Below are 21,593 nucleotides of genomic sequence, written 5' to 3' on the forward strand. Positions count from 1 at the left end.
CGCGACAGAAGCTTTGCCCGGCGCGCCGCTCCTGGCTTTTTTTCATTGCCAGGGGCCCGCGTCCGGGAAATTGCCCTTATGCTTGCCAGCAGCACCACACCTGCCCAAGGAGCCCGCGGGGACGCATGCGCCAGATCTGGAAGTCATTTCGCTCGTTGTACTTCGCCGCCCTGATGATGCTGATCGGCTCAGGCCTGTTGAGTACCTACCTGGCGTTGCGCCTGGCTGCCGACCATGTCGACAGCCTGTGGGTCGGTGCGCTGATGGCAGCCAACTATTTCGGTCTGGCCGTGGGCGGCAAGGTCGGTCACCGATTGATCGCTCGGGTCGGGCACATTCGTGCGTATGCCACCTGCGCCGGTATCGTCGGTGCGGCGGTGCTGGGGCATGGGCTGACCGATTACGTACCGGCCTGGATCGGCCTGCGCATGATCGTCGGCCTGGGCATGATGTGCCAGTACATGGTCATCGAGAGCTGGCTCAACGAGCAGGCCGACGCCAAGCAGCGCGGTGCGGTATTCAGCGGCTACATGATCGCGTCCTATCTTGGGTTGGTGCTGGGTCAGTTGATCCTGGTGGTGCATCCGGCACTGGGGCCTGAGCTGCTGATGCTGGTCGCCATGTGCTTTGCCCTGTGCCTGGTGCCGGTGGCGATGACTCGGCGCATTCACCCGGCACCGCTGCGGCCGGCGCCGATGGAGCCGAAATTCTTCATCAAGCGGGTGCCGCAGTCGCTGAGTACCGTGCTTGGCGCGGGACTGATCGTCGGTTCCTTCTATGGTCTGGCCCCCCTGTATGCGGCGCGCCAGGGGCTGAGCACCGAGCAGGTCGGTCTGTTCATGGGCTGTTGTATTTTCGCCGGGCTGTTAGTGCAGTGGCCCCTGGGCTGGCTGTCGGATCGCTATGATCGAGCGGTGCTGATCCGCAGCGTGTCGATCGGCCTGGCGGTGGTGTCGCTGCCGTTGGCGCTGCTGCCCAGTGTGCCGCTGGAGTTGCTGTTCGCGGCTGGCTTCATCGTTTCGTTGCTGCAGTTCTGCCTCTATCCATTGGCCGTGGCGTTCTCCAATGACCATGTGGAAAGTGAGCGGCGGGTATCGTTGACGGCGATGCTGCTGGTCACCTATGGCGTGGGTGCGAGCATCGGTCCGCTGGTGGCGGGCGTGCTGATGAAGGCGTTGGGCGCACAGATGCTCTATGCCTTCTTCACCTTCTTTGCCCTGGTGCTGGTGTGGCGTATTCGACCGAAGGCGGTCACCGGGCTGCACCAGGTTCAGGATGCACCGCTGGGCCACGTGGCGATGCCTGCGGCAGGTTCGCCGTTGTCTGCGGCGCTCGATCCACGGGTCGATGAGCAGACCGTGCAGGACGTGATGCAGGCGCCGGTGGCGGCGGAGGATACCGAAGATGAGCCAGGGCAGGTCCAGGGCAGTCAGGTCGAGCCGGAAACCGACAAGGCGAATTGAGTGATGCCCGACCAGGAGCCAGGCTTCCTGGTCGGGATCGTTCATTTTTTGATGGCTCAGGCGTCCTGAATGTTTTGCAGTCGAAACTCGAGAATCTCGCCGTTCAACTCTCCGGCATTGAGGTAGGCGCCATCCCAGATCTTCACTTGGGAAACCCTGTGCCCCAGGGCGTCACGCAGGTAGAACGGAATGTTCGGCGCGCTGTTCGGATTGCCATCCCAATTTGTGAGCGTTTCGATCTTCCACAAGCTTTCGCCAGGGCCGAGCAGGGGCCTGGTGATGCTGTCGATCGCTTTGCCCAACAAGCCGGTGCCATACAGGCCGAGCCATCCCTTATAGTTCTGTTCCATTCTGGCGCCGGCATATTCGAAGCTGCTGACTGTAAAGTTATTCAGGCAACTGATCCGATAATGAGATCGGGTGGCGGTCTGTTTTTCTTTCAGGTACTCGAAATGAAACGTGAGTGGCACGAAGGTACTGAGCGGGTGTTGATAGGCCGCTTCGGTCAGCAGCCATCCCTCCCGTTCTGTTTCACCGTCCGGCTTGGACGGTGACAGCCAGCGGGAGGTCCCGACCTGGCCATGCCTGCAATGCAGCTCGGCTGTGAAGTTGCGGTGAATCATGGCGATGCTCCTGTTGAGCGCCCGGGTTGTTGGGGCGATAGCCGTCACCGTAGTGGGTTCAAGGCGTAAGGAGCATGAGGAAAATTTTCAGCGAATGTACCGACCGCCTGAATCGAAAACGCCACCCGAGGGGTGGCGTCGATGTCTTTCAAGGGGCGATCAGTAGTCGTCTTTATCGAACCGCCGCGCTTCACGCTGCAGCTGGTACACGAAACTCTCGATCTTGCGCTGGCTCTGGCCGTTGAGGTTGTGGAAACGCACGCCGGCGAAGGTGGTATTGATGCGCTCTTCGAAGTGCAGGTGACGCAGCTCCACCATCACGTCGCTCAGGCCCAGCGGGTTTGCGGCCTTGAAGCGCTCATACACCTGGCCCAGTTGCAGGCGCTCTTCGACATTGCCATCGAAGCGCAGCTTGCAGCCCGTGGCGGACACGTCCAGCAGCTTGCCGCGCAGCGCGCCGTTGCCCTTGAGGTGGGTGCCGTCGAGGATAATGTCGACCAGTTGCGACAGTTTCAGCGCAGCGCGGAAGGCGTTGCGACGCTGATGGTAGGTCATTTCGGTGGGCAGAGTGCCGCGGTAGCAGCGGTGGCCGTCGACTTCGCCGATGGCCAGCGCAGTGTTGCACTCCCAGGCAATGCGTACGCCATCGTGGAAACCTTCGACGCGGAAGGGTTCGCCGTTCTCGATGAACTTCTCGCCGTCACGCGGGATCATTTCGTCCAGTGCCAGAACGTTGGCGTCCCGGTCCACCTGTACCACGTAACTCTGGAAGCGCTGGCTGCGTTCATGGAAGCTGATGATCAGCGGATCGTGGCTTTCCATCAGCTGGCGCAGGTTCGCCGAAATCTCCAGAGGAGTGGTCAGCACTTTTGGTGGCTGAGGAGCATCGGACTCATTGAACACGGGTAATCAATCTCCAGGCAAAAACGACACACGCAAGTAACGGCATTTTGCCAGTATGTTCCGTGCCTTGAATAGGAATAATCACACCTGGCTGATCGCCCGGGGCTTGTCCATGGGGGAGGTGGTACCACGGCTGTCGTACAGCGACGGGGAGTCGCCGCCGTTGAGGATTCTGATCTGGTTGGCCGTGGCGTGCTGCTGCACCTGGATAACCCGGCCATTGGTCTCGTTGACCTTCTGGCAGGTATCCATCAACTGGGTCAGCACATCGAGTTGCTGCAGGATGATCTCGCCGTTTGGCGATTGCGCAGCAACGGCCTGCACACCCGCCCGGTCGGCGCTGAGGCCGAGCCCGTTGAGCAGGTGATTGCGCCGCATGCCCTGCTGCTCGAGCAAGACGATCAGCGATTGCTTGCGGGCGAGGATGGTCTCCAGCACCTGCATGTCCCGACCGTGCAGGGCGACCGTTTCCTTCTGGAGGAGGTCGAGCAGTTCCTGGGTCGGCGCGATGTCGTCTTCGATCAGTTGCAGCAGTGTGGTGTCGTGCATGGCTGGCTCTTGGCTCTGGCGTCCTGGAAGTCAGCGCACCGTAAGGTTAGCGCTGAGCTTCGAAATCAAGCAGTTTGCTGGCGATCCGGCCGGCATCGACCTGGTAGCTGCCGTCGGCGATCGCCTGCTTCAACTGGGCCACGCGGGCGCTGTCGACTGCCGGTTGATCGCGCAGCTTGTCGCTGATCTTCTGCAACTGCTGGGCCTCTTGACTGAGGTGTACCGCCTCTCCGCTGATGCTGGCAGGCTTGCCTGCATCGCTGGCACCACCGGTTTTTTCGGTGTTGCCCGATGCGGCATTGCCGCGAACGCCGCCCGTGATGGACGGAGAGTTATTCAAACGACTGAAGTCGATGACCATGATCAGAAACCTCTGGGTGAATAGGACGCTTGCCTTTGTTTCGGCCAACCCGAAACAAACTTTAGGCACAAATGTTCTGCCGTCCGTCAGCAAACCCGCATATCCCGATTTCTGACACAGTTTAGGAAAAGCGGTTCCTCGCCGCCAGTCCCGGGGTCCTGCATTATTTCGTCGGCGATGAACCGCCGGTGCCTTTTACATCCTTCCTACATCGCCACTTCGACCTGGCCCGGCCCGACCACCGTGGCCTTGACCACGCGCTGGGAGTTGAGATTACGCACGCGGATCTGTTCGGTCAGGCCGCCTTTGCTCAGGGCTTCGCCTGGCATTCGTACGCTCAGGCCGCCACTGCGGGCGGTGATCACCACGTGATCGCCCTTGCGAATCACGTCCGCTTGTTCCAGTTGCTGCAACGTCAGGACCTGGTCGAGGATGGTCGGGCGCAGCAGTTTCATGCCCACGGCCTGGTCGAGTTCGCTCAGAAAGCCCTGGCCCAGGGTGCTGACGTCACGCTCGCGCAGGGCCACGTCACCTTCAGTGATCACGCTTTCGCGCTTGAGTGGGCGGGTCATGACCACCACGTCGCGGAACAGTTTCACCTGTGCCGGCACGAATACCGTCCAGGGCGAGGTTCCGTCGCAACGTACCCGCACCGTCACCCGCCCAAGCGGCTGTGCCGGGCTTTCCAGCGAGGCGTCCAGTTGCTGGCTGCACACCGGCATGCGCAGGCGTGGGTCGAGATTGTTGACCTGGATGTCATAACGTCCCACGGTCTGGGTGCGCGTCATGTAGTCTTCGACGGTGAATTCAAGAAACCCTTGGGTGACACCGATAAGCTGTTCAGGCAAGGTAAACGAATCCGCCAGCGTGCGAGCGCCGGATGCGAGCAGGCATGCAATGGCCAGGGGGATGGCCAGCAGGCGCGTCAGTCGTCGGAAAAATGTCGTTTTCGTGTACATACGCTCAAAAAAGCAAAGCCCGTGCCGACTTGTTGGCAAGCGAGCAGAAAAATAGAAGGAGTCTGGCATGGCTGGCGTTATGGATTCGGTCAACCAGCGCACGCAACTGGTTGGACAGAATCGCCTCGAGCTGCTGTTGTTCCGTCTCAATGGCGATCAACTCTATGGCATCAATGTGTTCAAGGTCCGTGAGGTGCTGCAGTGCCCGGAGCTGACCCTGTTGCCCAAGTCCCATCCGGTGGTGCGCGGTGTAGCGAACATTCGTGGGGCAACCATCCCCATCCTCGACCTGTCGATGGCGACGGGGCTACCGGGCCTGAAAGAAGAGACCCGTAACAGTTTCGTGATCATTACCGAGTACAACACCAAGACCCAGGGTTTCCTGGTGCACTCGGTCGAGCGCATCGTCAACATGAACTGGGAAGAGATCCATCCACCACCCAAGGGTACTGGGCGCGATCACTACCTGACGGCGGTCACCCGGGTAGACAACCGCATGGTCGAGATCGTCGACGTCGAGAAGGTGCTCGCGGAAGTGGCACCGTCCTCGGAGTCGGTTTCCGCCGGCGTGGTCGATGCCGAGGTGCAGGACAAGGCCGTGTTGCTGCGGGTGCTGACCGTCGACGATTCGTCGGTGGCGCGCAAGCAGGTCAGCCGTTGCCTGCAGACCGTGGGCGTGGAGGTGGTGGCGCTCAACGACGGCCGCCAGGCGCTGGACTACCTGCGCAAGCTGGTGGATGAGGGCAAGCGGCCGGAAGAAGAGTTCCTGATGATGATCTCCGACATTGAAATGCCGGAAATGGACGGCTATACCCTCACCGCCGAGATTCGTAACGATCCGCGCATGCAAAAATTGCACATCGTCCTGCATACTTCGCTGTCGGGCGTGTTCAACCAGGCGATGGTCAAGAAGGTCGGCGCTGACGACTTCCTGGCCAAGTTCAAGCCGGACGACCTGGCCCAGCGCGTGGTCGATCGGATCAAGGCAACGCATTGAAACGGCCGGGGCGAGCCCCGGCGCAAGTGATTGAAAAGAGGCGGCAGCATTGTCTACGGGTAATTTGGATTTCGAACAGTTCCGGGTCTTCCTGGAGAAAGCCTGTGGCATCCTGCTGGGCGAAAATAAGCAGTATCTGGTGTCCAGCCGTCTCAACAAGCTGATGGAGCAGCAGGGCATCAAGAGCCTGGGTGAGCTGGTCCAGCGCATCCAGACCCAGCCCCGCAGTGGCCTGCGCGAGCAGGTGGTCGACGCCATGACCACCAACGAGACCTTGTGGTTTCGCGACACCTATCCGTTCGAAGTGCTGAAGAACAAGGTGATTCCCGAGTTCATCCGCGCCAACCCTGGCCAGCGCCTGCGCATGTGGTCGGCGGCCTGCTCGTCGGGGCAGGAGCCGTATTCGATCTCGATGGCTATCGATGAGTTCGAGCGCAGCAACCTGGGCCAGTTGAAGATGGGGGCGCAGATCGTCGCCACCGATCTTTCCGGTGCCATGCTCAATAACTGCAAGACGGGTGAGTACGATAGCCTGGCGATTGCCCGCGGCTTGTCGCAGGAGCGCCTGCAGCGCTACTTCGACCCGAAAGGGCCGGGGCGGTGGGCGGTTAAGCCGGCAATTCGCAGTCGGGTGGAGTTCCGCTCGTTCAACCTGCTCGACAGCTATGCGGCGTTGGGCAAGTTCGACATCGTGTTCTGCCGCAATGTGTTGATCTACTTCTCCGCGCAGGTGAAGAAAGACATCCTCATGCGTATCCATGCAACGCTCAAGCCAGGGGGATATCTGTTCCTGGGGGCTTCGGAGGCGCTCAATGGCTTGCCGGATCATTACCAGATGGTTCAGTGCAGTCCAGGGATCATCTATCAGGCCAAGTGAATGCAAAGGCCGGTATCGAGAGATACCGGCCTTTTCGTTTTCGCGCCTGCGAACACCGGACCTTGCCAGCGTGTTCAGGCGGCAAGGTCAGGATCGATCGAGATCGCGATCAGAAGTCGTATCGCACCTTCGCCGAGAATACGTCGGCATTGAAGCCCGACTTGCCCACGTAGTCATAATTGACCCCGAGGGTCACTGCACCCAGCTTGTAGTCGGCACCGACACCTGCTTCGTAGCTGTTGCGCACCGCACTTGCGCCGCGGGTCACGAATGGCGTGTTGCCGAGCAGGAAGGTCGAGGTGCTGTTGGTCTGGTCGGCGGCGAAGTCGTGGTAGCCCATCAGCTTGAATTGCGGCTCCAGGGTCCCGACACCAACGGCATAGCTGCCCGCCACTCGCACACCTGCACCCAGCTCGAGGGCTTCGTAGCGCTCATCTTCGACCTTGAGTGCGGCGGACGAGCCTTTCTCGCGGTAGCCATCGATGTCGACACGGCTGTAGCGTGCGGCCACGCGTGGTTCGACCAGCAATTGCGGGTTGATGTGCCAGGTGTAGCCACCCACCAGGTTCGCGGCCAACTGGTTGCTGTCGTAGTCGGCCTTGGCCCGGGTGTCGGCGATCTCACGCTTGCCTTGGTTGTCGCCCCGGCCATAGGTCAGGCTGGCGTCGACGAAGTAGTTGCCCAGCGTATAGGCGCTGTACAGGGTGAAGGCATGGCTCTCGACCGACGTCTTGTTGCCACTGCTGCCGTTGACGTCAGTGTCCAGGAAGCTGGACGCCAGGCCCAGGGTGAGCTGGTCGTTGAGCTTGCCATCGGCACCGACGGCAATGCCGCGACTGTAGGCGTTGTAACCTGCCACGCCGTCACGGGTGCTCTGGGTGGCGTCGCTGTACAGCGATTGAACCCATACGCCGGCCTGGCTGAAGCCTTCCCCCGACGAGGCGCCACGCAGGTTGCTGGCGCGACTGCTGATGGCGTTGCCGATCATGCGCTGGGCTCCGGTGGCTGCCTGGCGCGCGCCGCCGTTGACCTCCGGGGTCAGCTGGCGAGCCAGTCTGGCGACCTGGGCCTGGTCGGCGTTGGCGGCGTAGGCCAGCAACGGGTCGCCTTTGGGCAACTGAGCCAGCAGGCCGTTACCGATCGCGTTGCCGATGGCACCCTGGGCATTGTCGTTGCCGCCGCTTTCCTTGACGATCTCGGTGACTTCTTCCACCGGTTTGGTCGTAACCTGTGCGTAGACTTTGTTGTCTTCCACCGCGCTGCTCTGCACGCGCAGCAGTGCCGAGGTACTGGTGACCTGGATGCCGTTGGGGTCAAGGTTGTGGCCGGCGGTGTCCACCAGCTGTACCTGGCCGGCCTCGACCAGCAGGTAGCGCGATCCGGACGGCTGGAAGTCCTCTTCGTCGGCGTGCAGGGCGATGCGCGAGCCTTGTTCGAACTTGCTGGTGCCGCTGACCTTGAGTACCGCCACGCTCGGGTCGGTTTCGCTGGACAATTCCAGGCCCAGCGCCGAGTTGCCGGCGATCGACAGGTTGCCGTCGATCGCGGTGCGGGCAGCGGTCAGTGACAGGGTTGCGCGGGTGTCGTCACCCAGGTTGCCGACTTCGATCCAGCCACCGGGCTTGAGGCGGATGTCCGGGGTGCTGTGGGGCAGGTAGTGGGCCTGGAACTCGCTGTTACCTTCGACCTCGATGTTGCTCAGCCCGTCGAGCATGCCGGTGATCTGGCTGCCCTCGCGCAGGATGAGCTCGACCGGCCGATTGCTGTGGCTGGCGTCGATGGCGACCTGGGCCATGATGATGCCGCTGTTGAAGATGTTCAGGTCGCCGTGGTCGCGATACCAGGGTTGCTGGCCGGGGGCGTCGAATGCGACATCGCCGATGCGAATGCCGGTGCCGCTCAAGGCGTAGATCGAGCCACGGTTGTCGATGTGTCGCCCCAGGCTACTGGTCAGGGTTGCGCCATCGAGCGCGATGGCCTGGCTGTTCGTGTCGCTGGCGACGATATTGCCGTAGTTTTCGATGCTGTCCAGGCGGGTTGGCATGCCGGTGGCGCCGCCGCGCGACGTGGCGTTGACGCTGATGGCATTGGGGCCGCTGCTTTCGATGGCGCCGCGATTGACGATCTTGCCCTGCACGGTGGCGCCGGCCAGGTTGAGGGTGATCGCGTTGTAGCCATAGGCGCGGACCTTGGCGTTCTGGGCGTTGATCAGGTCGCCCTTGATCAAGGTCGACTGTCCGTTGGCGCTGGCCAGGTTGATGCCGTAGGCCTCCCGCCGGTTGATGATGCCGATACCGGTGCCGGCCTGGAGCGTGCCTTGGTTGATCAGGTTGCCATCAACCGTGGTATTGCTGATTTTCAGCGCGTTGCCATCGAGGCTGGTGCTCCTGACGAAGGCCTGGTTCATCAGGTCGCCGGTCACATGACTGTTGCGCACGGTGAGGGCGTCGCTGCGATTGACCATGTCCACGGTGGTGCGGTCGTTGTCGTTGATCGGGCTGTTGAAGGTCAGGTCGCCCTGTACGTTGGCGTCGTCGAGCACGATCGCGCTGCGGGAAATATTGGTGAAGCTGCCGCCGAACTCGAGGCCGTTCGCGTAGCTCTGGTGGCTGGAGGTGAAGCCGGCATCGGTCAGTTGGATGGTCTGGCCATGGGCGGGCAGGGCGCTGGTGGCAATTGCCAGGGCAAGCAGGGTCTTGCGGTAGGTCAGCGGGGACACGGTTTCTTCCTTGGAAGGCAATAGGGACAGTGCGCATCCATGCTGTGCCTGAAACCGTAACCAGTGGCCTCATGCCACATCTCTGCGCGGTCGCGAATGCTACTCGCAGTGATGGCAAAATAACACTGTCCTGTTGACGTCAATTTTTTGGATTGCCGCTTTTGCCGCTCGGCAATTGCCGCTCACTCGCCATCAAGCGGAAGCACTTTGCCGCTTTTCTGGCATTGCCGTTGCTCGCGGATGCAGATGATGCCCGGTATTGCTGGGGCTGCGGCTGTTGGCACAGGCCTTGCTATAGCTTGGCCAACGCAACGCTGGTCAACCTTCGAAGGTTCCCCGACATGAGCATCAGCTTCGACAAGGCCCTCGGCATCCATGAAAAGGCACTGGGTTTCCGCGCCCAGCGCGCCGAGGTGCTGGCCAACAACATCGCCAACGCCGACACGCCCAACTACAAGGCGCGTGACATGGACTTCTCCTCGGTGCTTGCCGCCGAGGCAGACAAACAAAGCAATGGGCGTATTTCGCTGACCCGCACCAACGGCCACCACATCGAGGCCGAAGGCCTGGCCATGGGCGACGACAGTCTCAAGTACCGCACGCCGGTGCAGCCGTCGATCGACCAGAACACCGTGGATGCACAGATCGAGCAGTCGAACTATGCGCAGAACGCGATCGACTTCCAGGCCAGCTTCACCTTGCTCAACAGTAAATTCAAAGGGCTGGTATCGGCCCTGCGTGGAGAGTGACCATGTCCCTTGCCAGTGTCTTCAACATCGCCGGTAGCGGCATGAGCGCGCAGAACACGCGCCTTAACACCGTCGCCTCGAACATCGCCAACGCCGAGACCGTCTCCTCGAGCATCGACCAGACCTACCGCGCTCGCCACCCGGTGTTCGCCACCACCTTCGAACAGGCCCAGAACGGCGCCGGTCAGTCGCTGTTCGACGACCAGGGCCAGGCCGGCCAGGGTGTGCAGGTCAAGGGGATCATCGAGGACCAGAGCAACCTGGAAGCCCGCTACGAGCCCAATCATCCGGCGGCGAACAAGGACGGCTACGTCTACTACCCGAACGTCAACGTGGTCGAGGAGATGGCTGACATGATCTCCGCCAGCCGTGCGTTCCAGACCAACGCCGAGCTGATGAACACCGCCAAGACCATGATGCAGAAGGTGCTGACCCTGGGTCAGTGATTGAGGAGCGCAACGCATGGCAGTCAATGTTAATGATGTGCTCGCCAATTCCGGTGTGAGCAACGGCACCAAGAAGCCAGCCAGCGAGCCGACCGACAAGAACGCGCTCGGCAAGGATGCCTTCTTGCAGTTGCTGGTCACCCAGATGCAGCACCAGAACCCGCTCGATCCGCAGGACAACGGTGAGTTCGTTGCCCAGCTTGCGCAGTTCAGCAGCCTGGAGGGTATCCAGACCCTCAACGAGTCGGTCAACGCCATTACCGGTTCGCTGGGTTCGTCCCAGGCACTGCAGGCGTCGTCGCTGGTCGGCCGCTCGGTGATCGTGCAGAACGACAAGGCGTTGGTCGATCCGACCAAGAGCTTCAATGGTCAGGTCGTGGTGCCGCAGAACATCGAGAGCGGCAAGGTCACGATCAAGGACAAGGATGGCAACGTCGTCAAGACCATCCAGTTGGGCGAACAGAAGAAGGGCACTGCCGACTTCATCTGGGATGGCACCAACGACAAGGGCGAGAAGGTCGCTGCAGGCAACTACACCTTTACCGCGACGACCACCGTCGATGGCAAGGCTCAGGAGATGTACACGCTGCTGCCAGCCACCGTCACCAGTGTCACCGTGGGTGGCACTGGCGGCGAGATGATGCTCAACCTGGCCGGTATCGGCAAGGTCGGCATCTCCAAAGTACAAACCATCGGAATCTAAGGCCGGCCTGTTCGGCAGAAGGAGCAATGCATGTCTTTCAATATCGGCCTTAGCGGTCTCTACGCAGCCAACAAGCAACTCGACGTTACCGGCAACAACATCGCCAACGTCAATACCACCGGTTTCAAGTCGTCGCGTGCCGAGTTCGCCGACGTCTACGCCGGCGCCAACCGCCTGGGCGTGGGCCAGAACCAGGTCGGTAACGGTGTGCGCCTGGCGGCCGTGTCGCAGCAGTTCACCCAGGGTGACGTGAACAACACTGGCAACGTGCTGGACATGGGGATCCAGGGCCAGGGCTACTTCGTCCTGTCCGACAACGGCTCGCTGACCTACACCCGTGCCGGTGCCTTCCGCACCGACAAGGACAACAACGTGGTGACCTCCGACGGCCTGAACCTGCAAGGTTATGCCGCCGACAGCACCGGCAAGATCCAGAAGGGCATCCTCACCAACCTGAAGATCGATACCTCGGCGCTGGCCCCCAAGGCCACTACCCTGATCGACCAGGGCATCAACCTGAACTCCTCCGCCGACACCATCCCGCTGGAGGTGTCCGACGGCGCGACCCCACCGGTGATGGTGCCGAACAAGCCGTTCGACCCGGCCGACCAGTCGACCTACACCAAGTCCTTCCCGACCAAGGTGTACGACAGCCAGGGTAACGAGCACACCATGGAGCAGTTCTACCGCAAGACCGGCACCAACGAGTGGACCATGTACACCCTGGTCGATGGTCGCAACCCGCTCAACCCGAGTAGCACCACGCCGCTGACCGGCACCATGACTTTCAACTCCGACGGCAGCATCAAGGCCATGACCACCGACAACACCACGGTGCCGGCGGCCAACTGGAGCGTGACCAACAACACCTTCAGCCTCAAGGGCTGGATCCCGGCCGCGAAGGATGCCGCAGGCAACTGGGCGGCCAACGGTTCGGATGGCAATGCCGACGGCATGCGCCTGGCCATGAACAGCACCACCTCGTACAACACCGAGACCGCGCGCATGTCGCAGAATCAGGACGGCTATGCCACCGGCATCCTGTCGAGCCTGTCGATCGACTCGACCGGGGTGATGTTCGCAAGCTTCAGCAACCAGCAGTCTCGCGCCATCGGCCAGGTTGCGATTGCCAGCTTCGCCAACGACCAGGGCCTGCAGCAGATCGGCGGTACGCGTTGGAAAGAGACCTTCTCCTCGGGTATTCCAGGCATCGACGCGCCGAAGACCGGCACCCTGGGCTCGGTCGAGTCCAACTCGCTGGAAGCGTCCAACGTCAACCTGACCCAGGAGCTGGTCGAGCTGATCAAGGCGCAGAGCAACTACCAGGCCAACGCCAAGACCATCTCCACCGAAAGCACCATCATGCAGACCATCATCCAGATGACCTGATGGTCGCTGGCTGAGCGTGTCTGGACGAACCCCTTTCCCGTGAAGGGGTTCGTCGTTTTTGCAGGAGGGATCATGAGGAAACTGACTGTCGCGCTGTTGGCGGCGGCATGCCTGCTCCAGGCTCAGGCCGGTACTGCGCCGTGGTGGCGCTGGGAAAGCCAGGTGGATGGGCGACTGGTGTGTTCGCAGTGGTCGCCGGGGGAGGGCTGGAAGCGGTTTGCCGGGCCTTACAACAATGGTGGGTGTCGCGATTAGCAATACCGCCACTGCTGAACTTTGGCACCCCCTTGCCGCCAGCGGCAAAGCAGCGCCGGATAACCGACGTTGCACCCTCGACGAAAACCACCAAAGGCCCGTATCCACGGGCTTTTTCTTGCCTCGGGAAAAGTTGGTTCGGAACTTGCTTTACAGCCTGCATAGCAACGGTGAGCGGCAATCGATCGCCAGTGCAGTGGAGGATGACTGTGGACAAGATGCTTTACGTGGCCATGACCGGCGCCGCCCAGAACGCGGTGGCACAGAAGGCCCACGCCAACAACCTGGCGAACGTTTCCACCACCGGTTTTCAGCGTGACCTGGAGCAGGCGCGCTCGATGCCGGTGTTCGGCGACAGCTTTCCGGCGCGTGCCTTCGCCATGAGCGAGCGGCCTGCCACCGACTTTACCGCAGGCCCGATGATCGAGACCGGTCGCGAGCTGGACGTGGCGGTCAGCGGCAACGGTTTCATCGCCGTGCAGGCCCCGGATGGCAGCGAAGCCTATGTGCGCACCGGCAGCCTGAACATCGACGCCCTCGGCGTGTTGCGTGCCGGCAATGGCATGCCGGTGATCGGCAACGGTGGCCCGATCGCCATTCCGCCAGAGCAGAAGGTCGAGGTCGGTGACGATGGCACCATCAGCATCCGCGCCATGGGTGAAGACCCGCGCGTCATGGCCGAGGTCGATCGGATCAAGCTGGTCAACCCCGATATCAAGAGCATCAGCAAAGGCCTCGATGGCCTGATCCATACCAACAGCGGCCAGCCGGCCGATGCGGACGTCAATGTCCGCGTGGTGTCGGGCTTCCTCGAGGGCAGCAACGTCAATGCCGTCGAAGAGATGACTTCGGTGCTGGCCCTGTCCCGCCAGTTCGAGCTGCACGTCAAGATGATGAAGACCGCCGAGCAGGGCGACGAAGCCATGGCTCGGGTTTTGCAAATCAGCTAATCACTTTTGAACGGGTGCCGTAAAACAGGCGCACGAGGAGAACACTAAATGCTTCCGGCTCTCTGGGTCGCTAAAACCGGCCTGTCCGCACAGGACACCAACCTGACGGTCATCTCCAACAACCTGGCCAACGTCTCGACCACCGGCTTCAAGCGCGACCGTGCCGAGTTCCAGGACCTGCTGTACCAGACCAAGCGTCAGCCTGGTGCCCAGTCGACCCAGGACAGCGAGCTGCCTTCGGGCCTGCAGGTCGGTACCGGTGTGCGCATCGTCGGCACCCAGAAGAACTTCCAGACTGGCAGCCTGCAGACCACCGAAAACCCGCTGGATCTCGCGGTCAACGGTCGTGGTTTCTTCCAGGTCCTGCAGCCAGACGGCACTGTCTCCTACACCCGTGACGGCACCTTTCACCTGAACTCCGATGGCCAGGTCGTGACCGCCAATGGTTTCGCCCTCGAGCCTGCCATCGTCGTGCCGCCGGAGGCCCAGACCTTCACCGTCGGCCAGGACGGCACCGTGTCGATCACCACCACCGGCAACCCTGCTGCGCAGATCATCGGCAACATCCAGACCGCAGACTTCATCAACCCGGCCGGCCTGCAGGCGATCGGCAACAACCTGTTCTTCGAGACCGCCGCCAGCGGTGCGCCGCAGGTCGGCACCCCGGGCCTGAACGGTTTCGGCACCACTCTGCAGCAGACCCTGGAAAACTCCAACGTCAGCACCGTCGAAGAGCTGGTGAACATGATCACCACCCAGCGCGCCTACGAGATGAACTCCAAGGTCATCTCCACCGCCGACCAGATGTTGTCGTTCGTCACCCAGCAACTGTAAGTCCTGGCTCTAGCTACCCGGCCGCTGTTGCAGCGCCTGTTACACCGTGAGGTAAGCGTCATGAATCGTCTGTTGTCCGTCGTCGCCCTGGGAGGGGCTGTGTTGCTGGCCGGTTGCGTTGCGCCGACGGCAAAGCCCAACGACCCGTACTACGCGCCTGTACTGCCGCGTACACCTTTGCCGTCGGCGGCCAACAACGGTTCGATCTACCAGGCCGGTTTCGAGCAGAACATGTATGGCGATCGCAAGGCGTTTCGTGTTGGTGACATCATCACCATCACCCTCAACGAGCGTACCTCGGCGAGCAAGAACGCCGGTTCCCAGATCCAGAAGGACAGCAACGCCAATATCGGCCTGACCTCGCTGTTCGGGACGACGCCCAACACCAACAACCCGTTCGGCGGTGGCGACCTGTCGCTCAACGCCGGGTACAAGGGTGAGCGCGCCACCAAAGGTGCCAGCCAGGCCAGCCAGGGCAATACCTTGACCGGCTCCATCACCGTTACCGTGGCCGATGTGCTGCCCAACGGCATCATCGCCGTGCGCGGCGAGAAGTGGATGACCCTCAACACCGGCGAAGAGCTGGTACGCATCGCCGGCCTGATCCGCGCCGACGACATCGCCACCGACAACACCGTGCCGTCCACGCGCGTGGCCGACGCGCGCATCACCTATTCGGGCACCGGCTCCTTCGCCGATGCCAGCCAGCCCGGGTGGCTGGACCGCTTCTTCATGAGCCCGCTTTGGCCCTTCTGAGTACGGATGACCATGTTCAACGCCAGGCAGTTGATTGCCGCGACCTTGCTCCTGTCCTTCGCGTTCGGCGCCCACGCCGAGCGCCTGAAGGATATCGCCAGCATTTCCGGCGTGCGCGCCAACCAGTTGATCGGCTACGGCCTGGTGGTGGGGCTCAACGGGACGGGTGACCAGACCACCCAGACCCCGTTCACCCTGCAGACCTTCAACAACATGCTGTCGCAGTTCGGCATCAAGGTGCCGCCAGGTTCGGGCAACGTGCAGTTGAAGAACGTCGCTGCGGTGTCGGTGCACGCCGACCTGCCGGCCTTCGCCAAGCCGGGGCAGGTGATCGACATCACCGTGTCCTCGATCGGCAACTCCAAGAGCCTGCGCGGCGGCAGCCTGCTGATGACCCCGCTCAAGGGTATCGACGGCAACGTCTACGCCATTGCCCAGGGCAACCTGGTGGTCGGTGGTTTCGATGCCGAAGGTCGCGATGGCTCGAAGATCACCGTCAACGTGCCGTCGGCCGGTCGCATCCCTGGCGGTGCTTCGGTCGAGCGCGCGGTGCCGAGCGGCTTCAACCAGGGCAACAGCCTGACCCTGAACCTCAATCGCCCGGACTTCACCACCGCCAAGCGCATCGTCGACAAGGTCAACGAACTGCTCGGCCCGGGTGTTGCCCAGGCGCTGGACGGCGGTTCGGTGCGCGTCACCGCGCCCATGGACCCGAGCCAGCGGGTCGACTACCTGTCGATCCTCGAGAACCTGGAGATCGATCCTGGCCAGGCCGTGGCCAAGGTCATCATCAACTCGCGTACCGGCACCATCGTCATTGGCCAGAACGTCAAGGTATCGCCGGCCGCCGTCACCCACGGCAGCCTGACCGTGACCATCACCGAAGACCCGATCGTCAGCCAGCCGGGGGCGTTCTCCAATGGCCAGACTGCCGTGGTGCCGCGTTCGCGGATCAATGCGCAACAGGAAGCCAAGCCGATGTTCAAGTTCGGCCCAGGCACCACGCTGGATGAAATCGTCCGTGCGGTGAACCAGGTCGGCGCGGCACCGGGCGACCTGATGGCGATCCTCGAAGCCCTGAAACAGGCCGGCGCCTTGCAGGCCGACCTGATCGTGATCTGAGGACGCTGGCGATGAATCCGAAGAGCCTGGTTTCAAGTGCCGCCGACAGCGGCGCCTACACCGACCTCAACCGCCTGAGCTCGCTCAAGCACGGGGATCGCGACAGCGATGCCAACATCCGCAAGGTGGCCCAGGAGTTCGAGTCGCTGTTCATCGGCGAAATGCTCAAGGCCTCGCGCAAGGCCGGCGATGTGCTGGCTGCCGACGATCCGATGAACACCGAGACGGTCAAGCAGTACCGCGACATGTACGACCAGCAGTTGGCCGTGAGCATGTCCCGCGAAGGCGGCGGTATCGGCCTGCAGGACGTGCTGGTGCGCCAGTTGTCCAAGAATAAGGCCGTGCGCCCGAACACCAGCCCGTTCCCGCGTATCGACGGCAATGCGCCGGCGTTGTGGGGCACGAAAGTGGTCGCACCGGCCCTGACCGCCGAATCGGCGTCTACCCGCAACGACGTTGCAGCGCTCAATGCGCGGCGTCTGGCGCTGCCGGGCAAGCTCACCGACCGTCTGCTCGCCGGCATCGTGCCGTCGGCCGGCAATCCGGCTGCGACCAACACCTCGGCATTGCCGGGTCGTGGCGATATTCCGCCCGGTGGCGTGGCCACCGGCGACTGGGAGCCGGCCCAGGCCTTCGCCGCACCGGGGCATGGCATGCAGATTCTCGGGCGCGCCGTGGCCCAGCCGCCGCTGGCGCCGAAGAAAGCCTTCGCCGACAGCGACGAGTTCGTCGCCACCATGCTGCCGATGGCCGAGCAGGCCGCCAAGCGCATCGGTATCGACCCGCGTTACCTGGTCGCCCAGGCTGCCCTCGAAACCGGATGGGGCAAATCGGTCATGCGCAACACCGATGGCAGCAGCAGCCACAACCTGTTCGGCATCAAGGCCACCGGCAATTGGCAGGGCGGCGAGGCGAGGGCGATCACCAGCGAGTTCCGCAACGGTCAGTTCGTCAAGGAAACGGCAGCGTTCCGTTCCTACGACTCCTACCAGGACAGCTTCCACGACTTGGTCAGCCTGCTGCAGAACAATGCGCGCTATCAAGATGCGGTGAAGTCTGCCGATAACCCAGAGCAGTTTGTGCGAGAGCTGCAGAAGGCCGGGTATGCCACCGACCCGAACTACGCCAGCAAGATCTCGCAGATCGCAAGACAGATGAAGTCGGACACGAGCTACGCAATGCTCGGGACCACCACGCAACTTTAAGGGCAGCGAATCATGGCGAGCTTGATCAATATTGGCATGTCGGGGCTGGGCGCCGCGCAGTCGGGGATGTACACCCTGGGTAACAACATCGCCAACGCCGATGTGGACAGTTACTCGCGCCAGCAGAACGTGCAGAAGACCAAGGGCTCGCAGCAGAACGGCAACGTCTTCATCGGCAGCGGCACCACGCTGGCCGACGTGCGTCGAGTGTACAACTCGTTCCTCGAGAACCAACTGCGCACCACCACCTCGCTGTCCAGCGATGCCAACTCGTACCTGAACCAGATCAATCCGCTCGACACTGCCCTGTCGAGCGCTGACACCGGTATCACGGCTGCCCTGAAAGGCTTCTTCACCGCCATGCAGGACGCGGCGGCCAAGCCCAACGAAGATGCCTCTCGCCAGTTGCTGCTGACCAGCGCGCAATCGCTGGCCAAGCGTTTCAACAGCCTGTCGACGCAGCTCAACCAGCAGAACAGCAACATCAACGCCAACATGGCGTCGATCGCCGACCAGGTGAACCAGCTCACCTCGACCATCGCCCAGTACAACGACCAGATCGCGCGCGTGTCGGCGATCCAGGGCCAGCCGAACGATCTGCTCGACCAGCGCGACGGCGCCGTGCGCGAACTGAACAAGCTGATCGGCAGCCAGGTGGTGGAGCGCGAAGGCAACTACGACATCTACCTGCCCAACGGCCAGGCACTGGTACTGGGCAAGACCACCCAGACCCTCGAGGTCGCGCCAAACCGCAACGATCCGACGCGCATGAGCCTGATGATCAACCGCGGCAGCACCAAGATGGACATCACCGACACCACCACCGGTGGCGAGCTCGGTGGCCTGCTGCGCTACCGCAAGGACACCCTGGATCCTGCGCTCAACGAGCTGGGCCGGGTGGCACTGGTGGTGTCCGATGCGATCAACAGCCAGCTCGGCCAGGGCGTCGACAAGAATGGTGAATTCGGCGCGCTGCTGTTCGGCGACATCAACAGCGCCAAGGCCATCAGCGAGCGCAGCATCGCCCGCCAGGGCAACAGTGCAGGCTCCGGCAACCTCGATGTGACCATCAAGGACACCGGTAAGCTCGGCACCAGCGACTACCAGGTGACCTTCACCAGTGCCACCGGCTACAACGTGCGCAAGCTGCCCGAAGGCACCGACATGGGCAACTTCGACCTCAACGACAACCCACCGAAAGTGATCGATGGCTTCAGCCTCTCGCTCAATGGTGGCGCCGTTGCCGCTGGCGACAGCTTCAAGATCACCCCGACCCGCAACGCCGCTGCCGGTATCGAGTCGGTGCTCACCGATCCCAAGCGCCTGGCGCTATCCGCGCCGTTGGGTGCAGTGAGCGGCTCGGGCAACAAGGGCACCGGGCAGATCACCCAGCCGAACCTGACCTCCAAGCTGGACATCTACAACGCCACCGATCGCACTCAGTTGCAGACCGGCCTGAAATATTCGACCCCGGTCAAGCTGGTGTTCGGCGACGACAGCGCGTCTCCGCAGGGCTACACCCTGTACGACGCCAAGGGCAACTCCATCGGCACCGGCACCATCGTGCCCGGCCAGAGCAACAAGCTGCAGCTCTCGGTGCCGATGGTCGATGGCGCCGGCAACCCGATCATGGATGGCGCCACCCAGCGTTCGTTCACCTTCGAGATGGAAGTGGCCGGTGCACCGAAGAACGGTGACAGCTTCACCGTCTCGCTGACCGGTGCAGGCTCTTCCGACAACCGCAACGCCAAGTCGGTGATCGACCTGCAGACCAAGTCCACCGTGGAAGTCGGCGCCGACGGCAAGGGCATCAGCCTGACCGATGCCTACGCCAAGCTTGTGTCCAACGTCGGCGGCAAGGCTGGCCAGGCGAGCATGGACTCCGACGCCACCAATGCCCTGCAGAAGTCGGCGCTCGATGGCCGCAACGCCGTCTCCGGGGTGTCGATCGACGAAGAGACCGGCAACCTCATCAAGTTCCAGCAGTACTACACCGCGTCGTCGCAGATCATCAAGGCGGCCCAGGAAACCTTCGCCACCTTGATCAACAGCCTTTAAGGAGCCGTAGACCGTGCGCATTTCCACTTCGCAGTTCTACAACACCAGCAGCGCCAACTATCAGCGCGGCTTCAGCAACGTGGTGAAAACCCAGCAGGAATCCAGCGATGGCATCCGCGTGCGTACTGCGGCCGACGATCCGGTGGGCGCCTCGCGCCTGCTGCAGCTCGAGCAGCAACAGAACATGCTCGACCAGTACAAGAGCAACATCACCAATGTGCGCAACTCGCTGAGCACCTCCGAAAGCACCCTCGATGCCATCGGCAAGGTGCTGCAGCGGGTCAACGAGCTGGCGATCAGCTCGGGCAACGCCGGTTTTACCGACGCCGACCGCAAGGCCAACGCCGACGAGCTGGGCTCGCTGGAAGAGCAGTTGTTCTCGCTGATGAACAGCAAGGACGAGAACGGCAAGTACCTGTTCTCCGGTTCCAAGGGCGACACCCCGCCCTACGTGCGCAACGCCGACGGCACCTACAGCTATCAGGGCGACCAGGGCCAGTTGAAACTGCAGGTGGGCGACATGCTCAGCCTGGCGGCCAACGAGACCGGTTTCGACGCCTTCGAGCAGGCGCTCAACACCAGCCGCAGCCAGACCACCCTGACCGCTCCGGCGGTGGACGATGGTCGGGTCAGCCTGTCCAATGGCCAGGTATCCGGCAGCGCGACGTTCAACGACCGCTTCCGCAGTGGCGAGCCGTACCGTATCGAGTTCCTCAGCAGCACCCAGTACCGCATCCTCGATTCGGGCAACAACGACGTGACCCTGGAAGCCTCGCAGGGCGGGACCTATAACCCGAATGCCGAGAATGGCACGATCTCCTTCCGCGGTGTCGACCTGCGCCTGAAGATCACCCTGCAGCCGGGTGACAACCCGGACACCGCGATTGCCGGCCACACCTTCAACCTGAGCTCCAAGCCCGATGCCATCGCTGGCTCGCGTAGCCCAGGCAACACCTCCGGCACCCAGGTCAACAACGCCACCATCAGCAACCAGGCGCAGTACAACGCCTCGTTCCCAGGTGGCGGCGCGGTGCTCAAGTTCACCAGCGCTACCGACTTCGAGCTGTATGCAGCGCCGCTCACCGACAACAGCCGGCCGATCTCCACCGGCACCCTGGCGGGCAACACTGCCACGGCCTCGGGCGTGAGCTTCCAGTTGTCCGGTGCACCCAATGCTGGTGACTCGTTCGCGATCAAGGTCGACACCCACCAGAATCAGAACATGCTCAACACCATTGGCCAACTGCGCACCGCGTTGAGCGTGCCGATGGACAATGATCCCAAGGCGCGCCAGAACTTCCTCGCCTCGCTGGACTCGGCAATCGGCAACATCGCCAGCGCCACCAACCAGGTGAGCTCCTCGATCAGCGCCATCGGTGGTCGCGGCGCGGCGCTGGATGTCCAGGCCGAAACCAACGAAGCACTGGGCAATGAAAACAGCAAGACCCAGAGCTCGATCCGCGAAAGCGACCCGGCCACGGTGATGCTGCGCCTGCAAATGCAGACCAACATGCTCCAGGCCTCGCTGCAGTCCTATGCCAAGATCGCCGGCCTGTCGCTGGTCAACTACATCTGAACCCAGGTGCGGGTGATCGCGGGGTGATCGTCCCACGAGCCTGCCTCGCCACCCGCCGGTCAGCGCCGGACTGGGTGGCAGCCGGTCCCGCGGTTCAAT

Annotated in this window: 21 protein-coding genes; 15 read left to right on the top strand and 6 right to left on the bottom strand. The window is 62.3% G+C overall.

The genetic code is table 11. The annotated features are described in order from the left end of the window. Positions 1-125: 125 nt before the first annotated feature. Positions 126-1,463, top strand: a complete 1,338-nt coding sequence (locus tag HU748_RS07060) for an MFS transporter (RefSeq protein WP_186666461.1) — start codon at positions 126-128, stop codon at positions 1,461-1,463. Between the two features lie 56 nt (positions 1,464-1,519). On the opposite strand, the gene HU748_RS07065 is transcribed toward HU748_RS07060, so the two are convergent. The 5 genes from HU748_RS07065 to flgA form a co-directional block, all read right to left on the bottom strand. Continuing rightward, positions 1,520-2,086, bottom strand: coding sequence for a hypothetical protein (locus tag HU748_RS07065; RefSeq protein WP_186666460.1), 567 nt, complete (start codon positions 2,084-2,086; stop codon positions 1,520-1,522). 159 nt (positions 2,087-2,245) lie between these two features. Further along, positions 2,246-2,989, bottom strand: a complete 744-nt coding sequence (locus HU748_RS07070; protein WP_186666459.1) for a flagellar brake protein — start codon at positions 2,987-2,989, stop codon at positions 2,246-2,248. An 81-nt stretch (positions 2,990-3,070) separates the two neighbouring features. Further along, a complete protein-coding gene (locus HU748_RS07075) occupies positions 3,071-3,538 on the bottom strand; it encodes a flagellar protein FlgN (RefSeq protein WP_054891911.1) in 468 nt (155 codons plus the stop codon). Between the two features lie 46 nt (positions 3,539-3,584). Then, positions 3,585-3,899 (bottom strand): flagellar biosynthesis anti-sigma factor FlgM, encoded by a 315-nt coding sequence (flgM, locus tag HU748_RS07080; protein ID WP_186720073.1) that lies wholly within the window; start codon positions 3,897-3,899, stop codon positions 3,585-3,587. A gap of 206 nt (positions 3,900-4,105) precedes the next feature. Continuing rightward, the gene (flgA, locus tag HU748_RS07085) at positions 4,106-4,858 is read right to left on the bottom strand and encodes a flagellar basal body P-ring formation chaperone FlgA (RefSeq protein ID WP_186666458.1); all 753 of its coding nucleotides are present in this window, start codon (positions 4,856-4,858) and stop codon (positions 4,106-4,108) included. Positions 4,859-4,925: 67 nt separating this feature from the next. Between flgA and HU748_RS07090 the strand changes: the two genes are divergently transcribed. Further along, positions 4,926-5,855 (top strand): chemotaxis protein CheV, encoded by a 930-nt coding sequence (locus HU748_RS07090; protein ID WP_063545699.1) that lies wholly within the window; start codon positions 4,926-4,928, stop codon positions 5,853-5,855. Between the two features lie 49 nt (positions 5,856-5,904). Continuing rightward, positions 5,905-6,732 (top strand): protein-glutamate O-methyltransferase CheR, encoded by an 828-nt coding sequence (cheR, locus tag HU748_RS07095; RefSeq protein ID WP_186666457.1) that lies wholly within the window; start codon positions 5,905-5,907, stop codon positions 6,730-6,732. A 109-nt stretch (positions 6,733-6,841) separates the two neighbouring features. On the opposite strand, the gene HU748_RS07100 is transcribed toward cheR, so the two are convergent. Next, positions 6,842-9,451: an autotransporter domain-containing protein gene (locus tag HU748_RS07100; protein WP_186719831.1), complete on the bottom strand. Its 2,610-nt coding sequence runs from the start codon at positions 9,449-9,451 to the stop codon at positions 6,842-6,844. A gap of 341 nt (positions 9,452-9,792) precedes the next feature. Between HU748_RS07100 and flgB the strand changes: the two genes are divergently transcribed. The 12 genes from flgB to HU748_RS07160 all read left to right on the top strand — a co-directional run bounded on the left by flgB (position 9,793) and on the right by HU748_RS07160 (position 21,494). Further along, a complete protein-coding gene (gene flgB / locus HU748_RS07105; protein ID WP_186719833.1) occupies positions 9,793-10,200 on the top strand; it encodes a flagellar basal body rod protein FlgB in 408 nt (135 codons plus the stop codon). 2 nt (positions 10,201-10,202) lie between these two features. Beyond that, positions 10,203-10,646 (top strand): flagellar basal body rod protein FlgC, encoded by a 444-nt coding sequence (gene flgC / locus HU748_RS07110; protein ID WP_054891905.1) that lies wholly within the window; start codon positions 10,203-10,205, stop codon positions 10,644-10,646. A 16-nt stretch (positions 10,647-10,662) separates the two neighbouring features. Further along, positions 10,663-11,349 (top strand): flagellar hook assembly protein FlgD, encoded by a 687-nt coding sequence (flgD, locus tag HU748_RS07115; RefSeq protein ID WP_186666453.1) that lies wholly within the window; start codon positions 10,663-10,665, stop codon positions 11,347-11,349. A 30-nt stretch (positions 11,350-11,379) separates the two neighbouring features. Next, positions 11,380-12,738 carry a flagellar hook protein FlgE gene (flgE, locus tag HU748_RS07120; RefSeq protein WP_186711013.1) on the top strand — a complete coding sequence of 453 codons (1,359 nt, stop codon included), beginning with the start codon at positions 11,380-11,382 and terminating at the stop codon, positions 12,736-12,738. Positions 12,739-12,810: 72 nt separating this feature from the next. Beyond that, on the top strand, positions 12,811-12,993 hold the full coding sequence (locus HU748_RS07125; protein ID WP_186666449.1) for a hypothetical protein: 183 nt from the start codon (positions 12,811-12,813) through the stop codon (positions 12,991-12,993). Positions 12,994-13,202: 209 nt separating this feature from the next. After that, complete coding sequence (locus HU748_RS07130) at positions 13,203-13,943, top strand: flagellar basal body rod protein FlgF (RefSeq protein ID WP_054891901.1); 741 nt, start codon at positions 13,203-13,205, stop codon at positions 13,941-13,943. 48 nt (positions 13,944-13,991) lie between these two features. Further along, the gene (flgG, locus tag HU748_RS07135; protein ID WP_063545695.1) at positions 13,992-14,777 is read left to right on the top strand and encodes a flagellar basal-body rod protein FlgG; all 786 of its coding nucleotides are present in this window, start codon (positions 13,992-13,994) and stop codon (positions 14,775-14,777) included. Between the two features lie 60 nt (positions 14,778-14,837). Beyond that, a complete protein-coding gene (flgH, locus tag HU748_RS07140) occupies positions 14,838-15,533 on the top strand; it encodes a flagellar basal body L-ring protein FlgH (RefSeq protein WP_054891899.1) in 696 nt (231 codons plus the stop codon). Between the two features lie 6 nt (positions 15,534-15,539). After that, positions 15,540-16,655 (top strand): flagellar basal body P-ring protein FlgI, encoded by a 1,116-nt coding sequence (locus HU748_RS07145; protein WP_186719835.1) that lies wholly within the window; start codon positions 15,540-15,542, stop codon positions 16,653-16,655. A gap of 11 nt (positions 16,656-16,666) precedes the next feature. Then, positions 16,667-17,860 (top strand): flagellar assembly peptidoglycan hydrolase FlgJ, encoded by a 1,194-nt coding sequence (gene flgJ, locus HU748_RS07150; protein WP_186719837.1) that lies wholly within the window; start codon positions 16,667-16,669, stop codon positions 17,858-17,860. 12 nt (positions 17,861-17,872) lie between these two features. Next, entirely contained in the window at positions 17,873-19,918 is a 2,046-nt protein-coding gene (gene flgK / locus HU748_RS07155) for a flagellar hook-associated protein FlgK (protein ID WP_186711015.1), read from the top strand. A gap of 13 nt (positions 19,919-19,931) precedes the next feature. Continuing rightward, a complete protein-coding gene (locus HU748_RS07160) occupies positions 19,932-21,494 on the top strand; it encodes a flagellar hook-associated protein 3 (RefSeq protein ID WP_186666446.1) in 1,563 nt (520 codons plus the stop codon). Positions 21,495-21,593 lie beyond the last annotated feature (99 nt).

Origin of the sequence: Pseudomonas sp. RW3S2, assembly GCF_014268955.1 — a bacterium.
Taxonomy (GTDB): Bacteria; Pseudomonadota; Gammaproteobacteria; order Pseudomonadales; family Pseudomonadaceae; genus Aquipseudomonas; species Aquipseudomonas wayambapalatensis.

Excerpts from the sequence above, each read along its gene's own strand:
- HU748_RS07125 (WP_186666449.1), top strand. The coding sequence starts at position 12,811 with ATGAGGAAACTGACTGTCGCGCTGTTGGCGGCGGCATGCCTGCTCCAG.
- HU748_RS07060 (WP_186666461.1), top strand. The coding sequence starts at position 126 with ATGCGCCAGATCTGGAAGTCATTTCGCTCGTTGTACTTCGCCGCCCTG.
- flgD (WP_186666453.1), top strand. The coding sequence starts at position 10,663 with ATGGCAGTCAATGTTAATGATGTGCTCGCCAATTCCGGTGTGAGCAAC.
- HU748_RS07065 (WP_186666460.1), bottom strand. The coding sequence starts at position 2,086 with ATGATTCACCGCAACTTCACAGCCGAGCTGCATTGCAGGCATGGCCAG.
- HU748_RS07090 (WP_063545699.1), top strand. The coding sequence starts at position 4,926 with ATGGCTGGCGTTATGGATTCGGTCAACCAGCGCACGCAACTGGTTGGA.
- flgB (WP_186719833.1), top strand. The coding sequence starts at position 9,793 with ATGAGCATCAGCTTCGACAAGGCCCTCGGCATCCATGAAAAGGCACTG.
- flgH (WP_054891899.1), top strand. The coding sequence starts at position 14,838 with ATGAATCGTCTGTTGTCCGTCGTCGCCCTGGGAGGGGCTGTGTTGCTG.
- HU748_RS07075 (WP_054891911.1), bottom strand. The coding sequence starts at position 3,538 with ATGCACGACACCACACTGCTGCAACTGATCGAAGACGACATCGCGCCG.
- flgC (WP_054891905.1), top strand. The coding sequence starts at position 10,203 with ATGTCCCTTGCCAGTGTCTTCAACATCGCCGGTAGCGGCATGAGCGCG.
- HU748_RS07145 (WP_186719835.1), top strand. The coding sequence starts at position 15,540 with ATGACCATGTTCAACGCCAGGCAGTTGATTGCCGCGACCTTGCTCCTG.
- flgA (WP_186666458.1), bottom strand. The coding sequence starts at position 4,858 with ATGTACACGAAAACGACATTTTTCCGACGACTGACGCGCCTGCTGGCC.
- flgM (WP_186720073.1), bottom strand. The coding sequence starts at position 3,899 with ATGGTCATCGACTTCAGTCGTTTGAATAACTCTCCGTCCATCACGGGC.
- flgG (WP_063545695.1), top strand. The coding sequence starts at position 13,992 with ATGCTTCCGGCTCTCTGGGTCGCTAAAACCGGCCTGTCCGCACAGGAC.
- flgJ (WP_186719837.1), top strand. The coding sequence starts at position 16,667 with ATGAATCCGAAGAGCCTGGTTTCAAGTGCCGCCGACAGCGGCGCCTAC.
- flgK (WP_186711015.1), top strand. The coding sequence starts at position 17,873 with ATGGCGAGCTTGATCAATATTGGCATGTCGGGGCTGGGCGCCGCGCAG.
- flgE (WP_186711013.1), top strand. The coding sequence starts at position 11,380 with ATGTCTTTCAATATCGGCCTTAGCGGTCTCTACGCAGCCAACAAGCAA.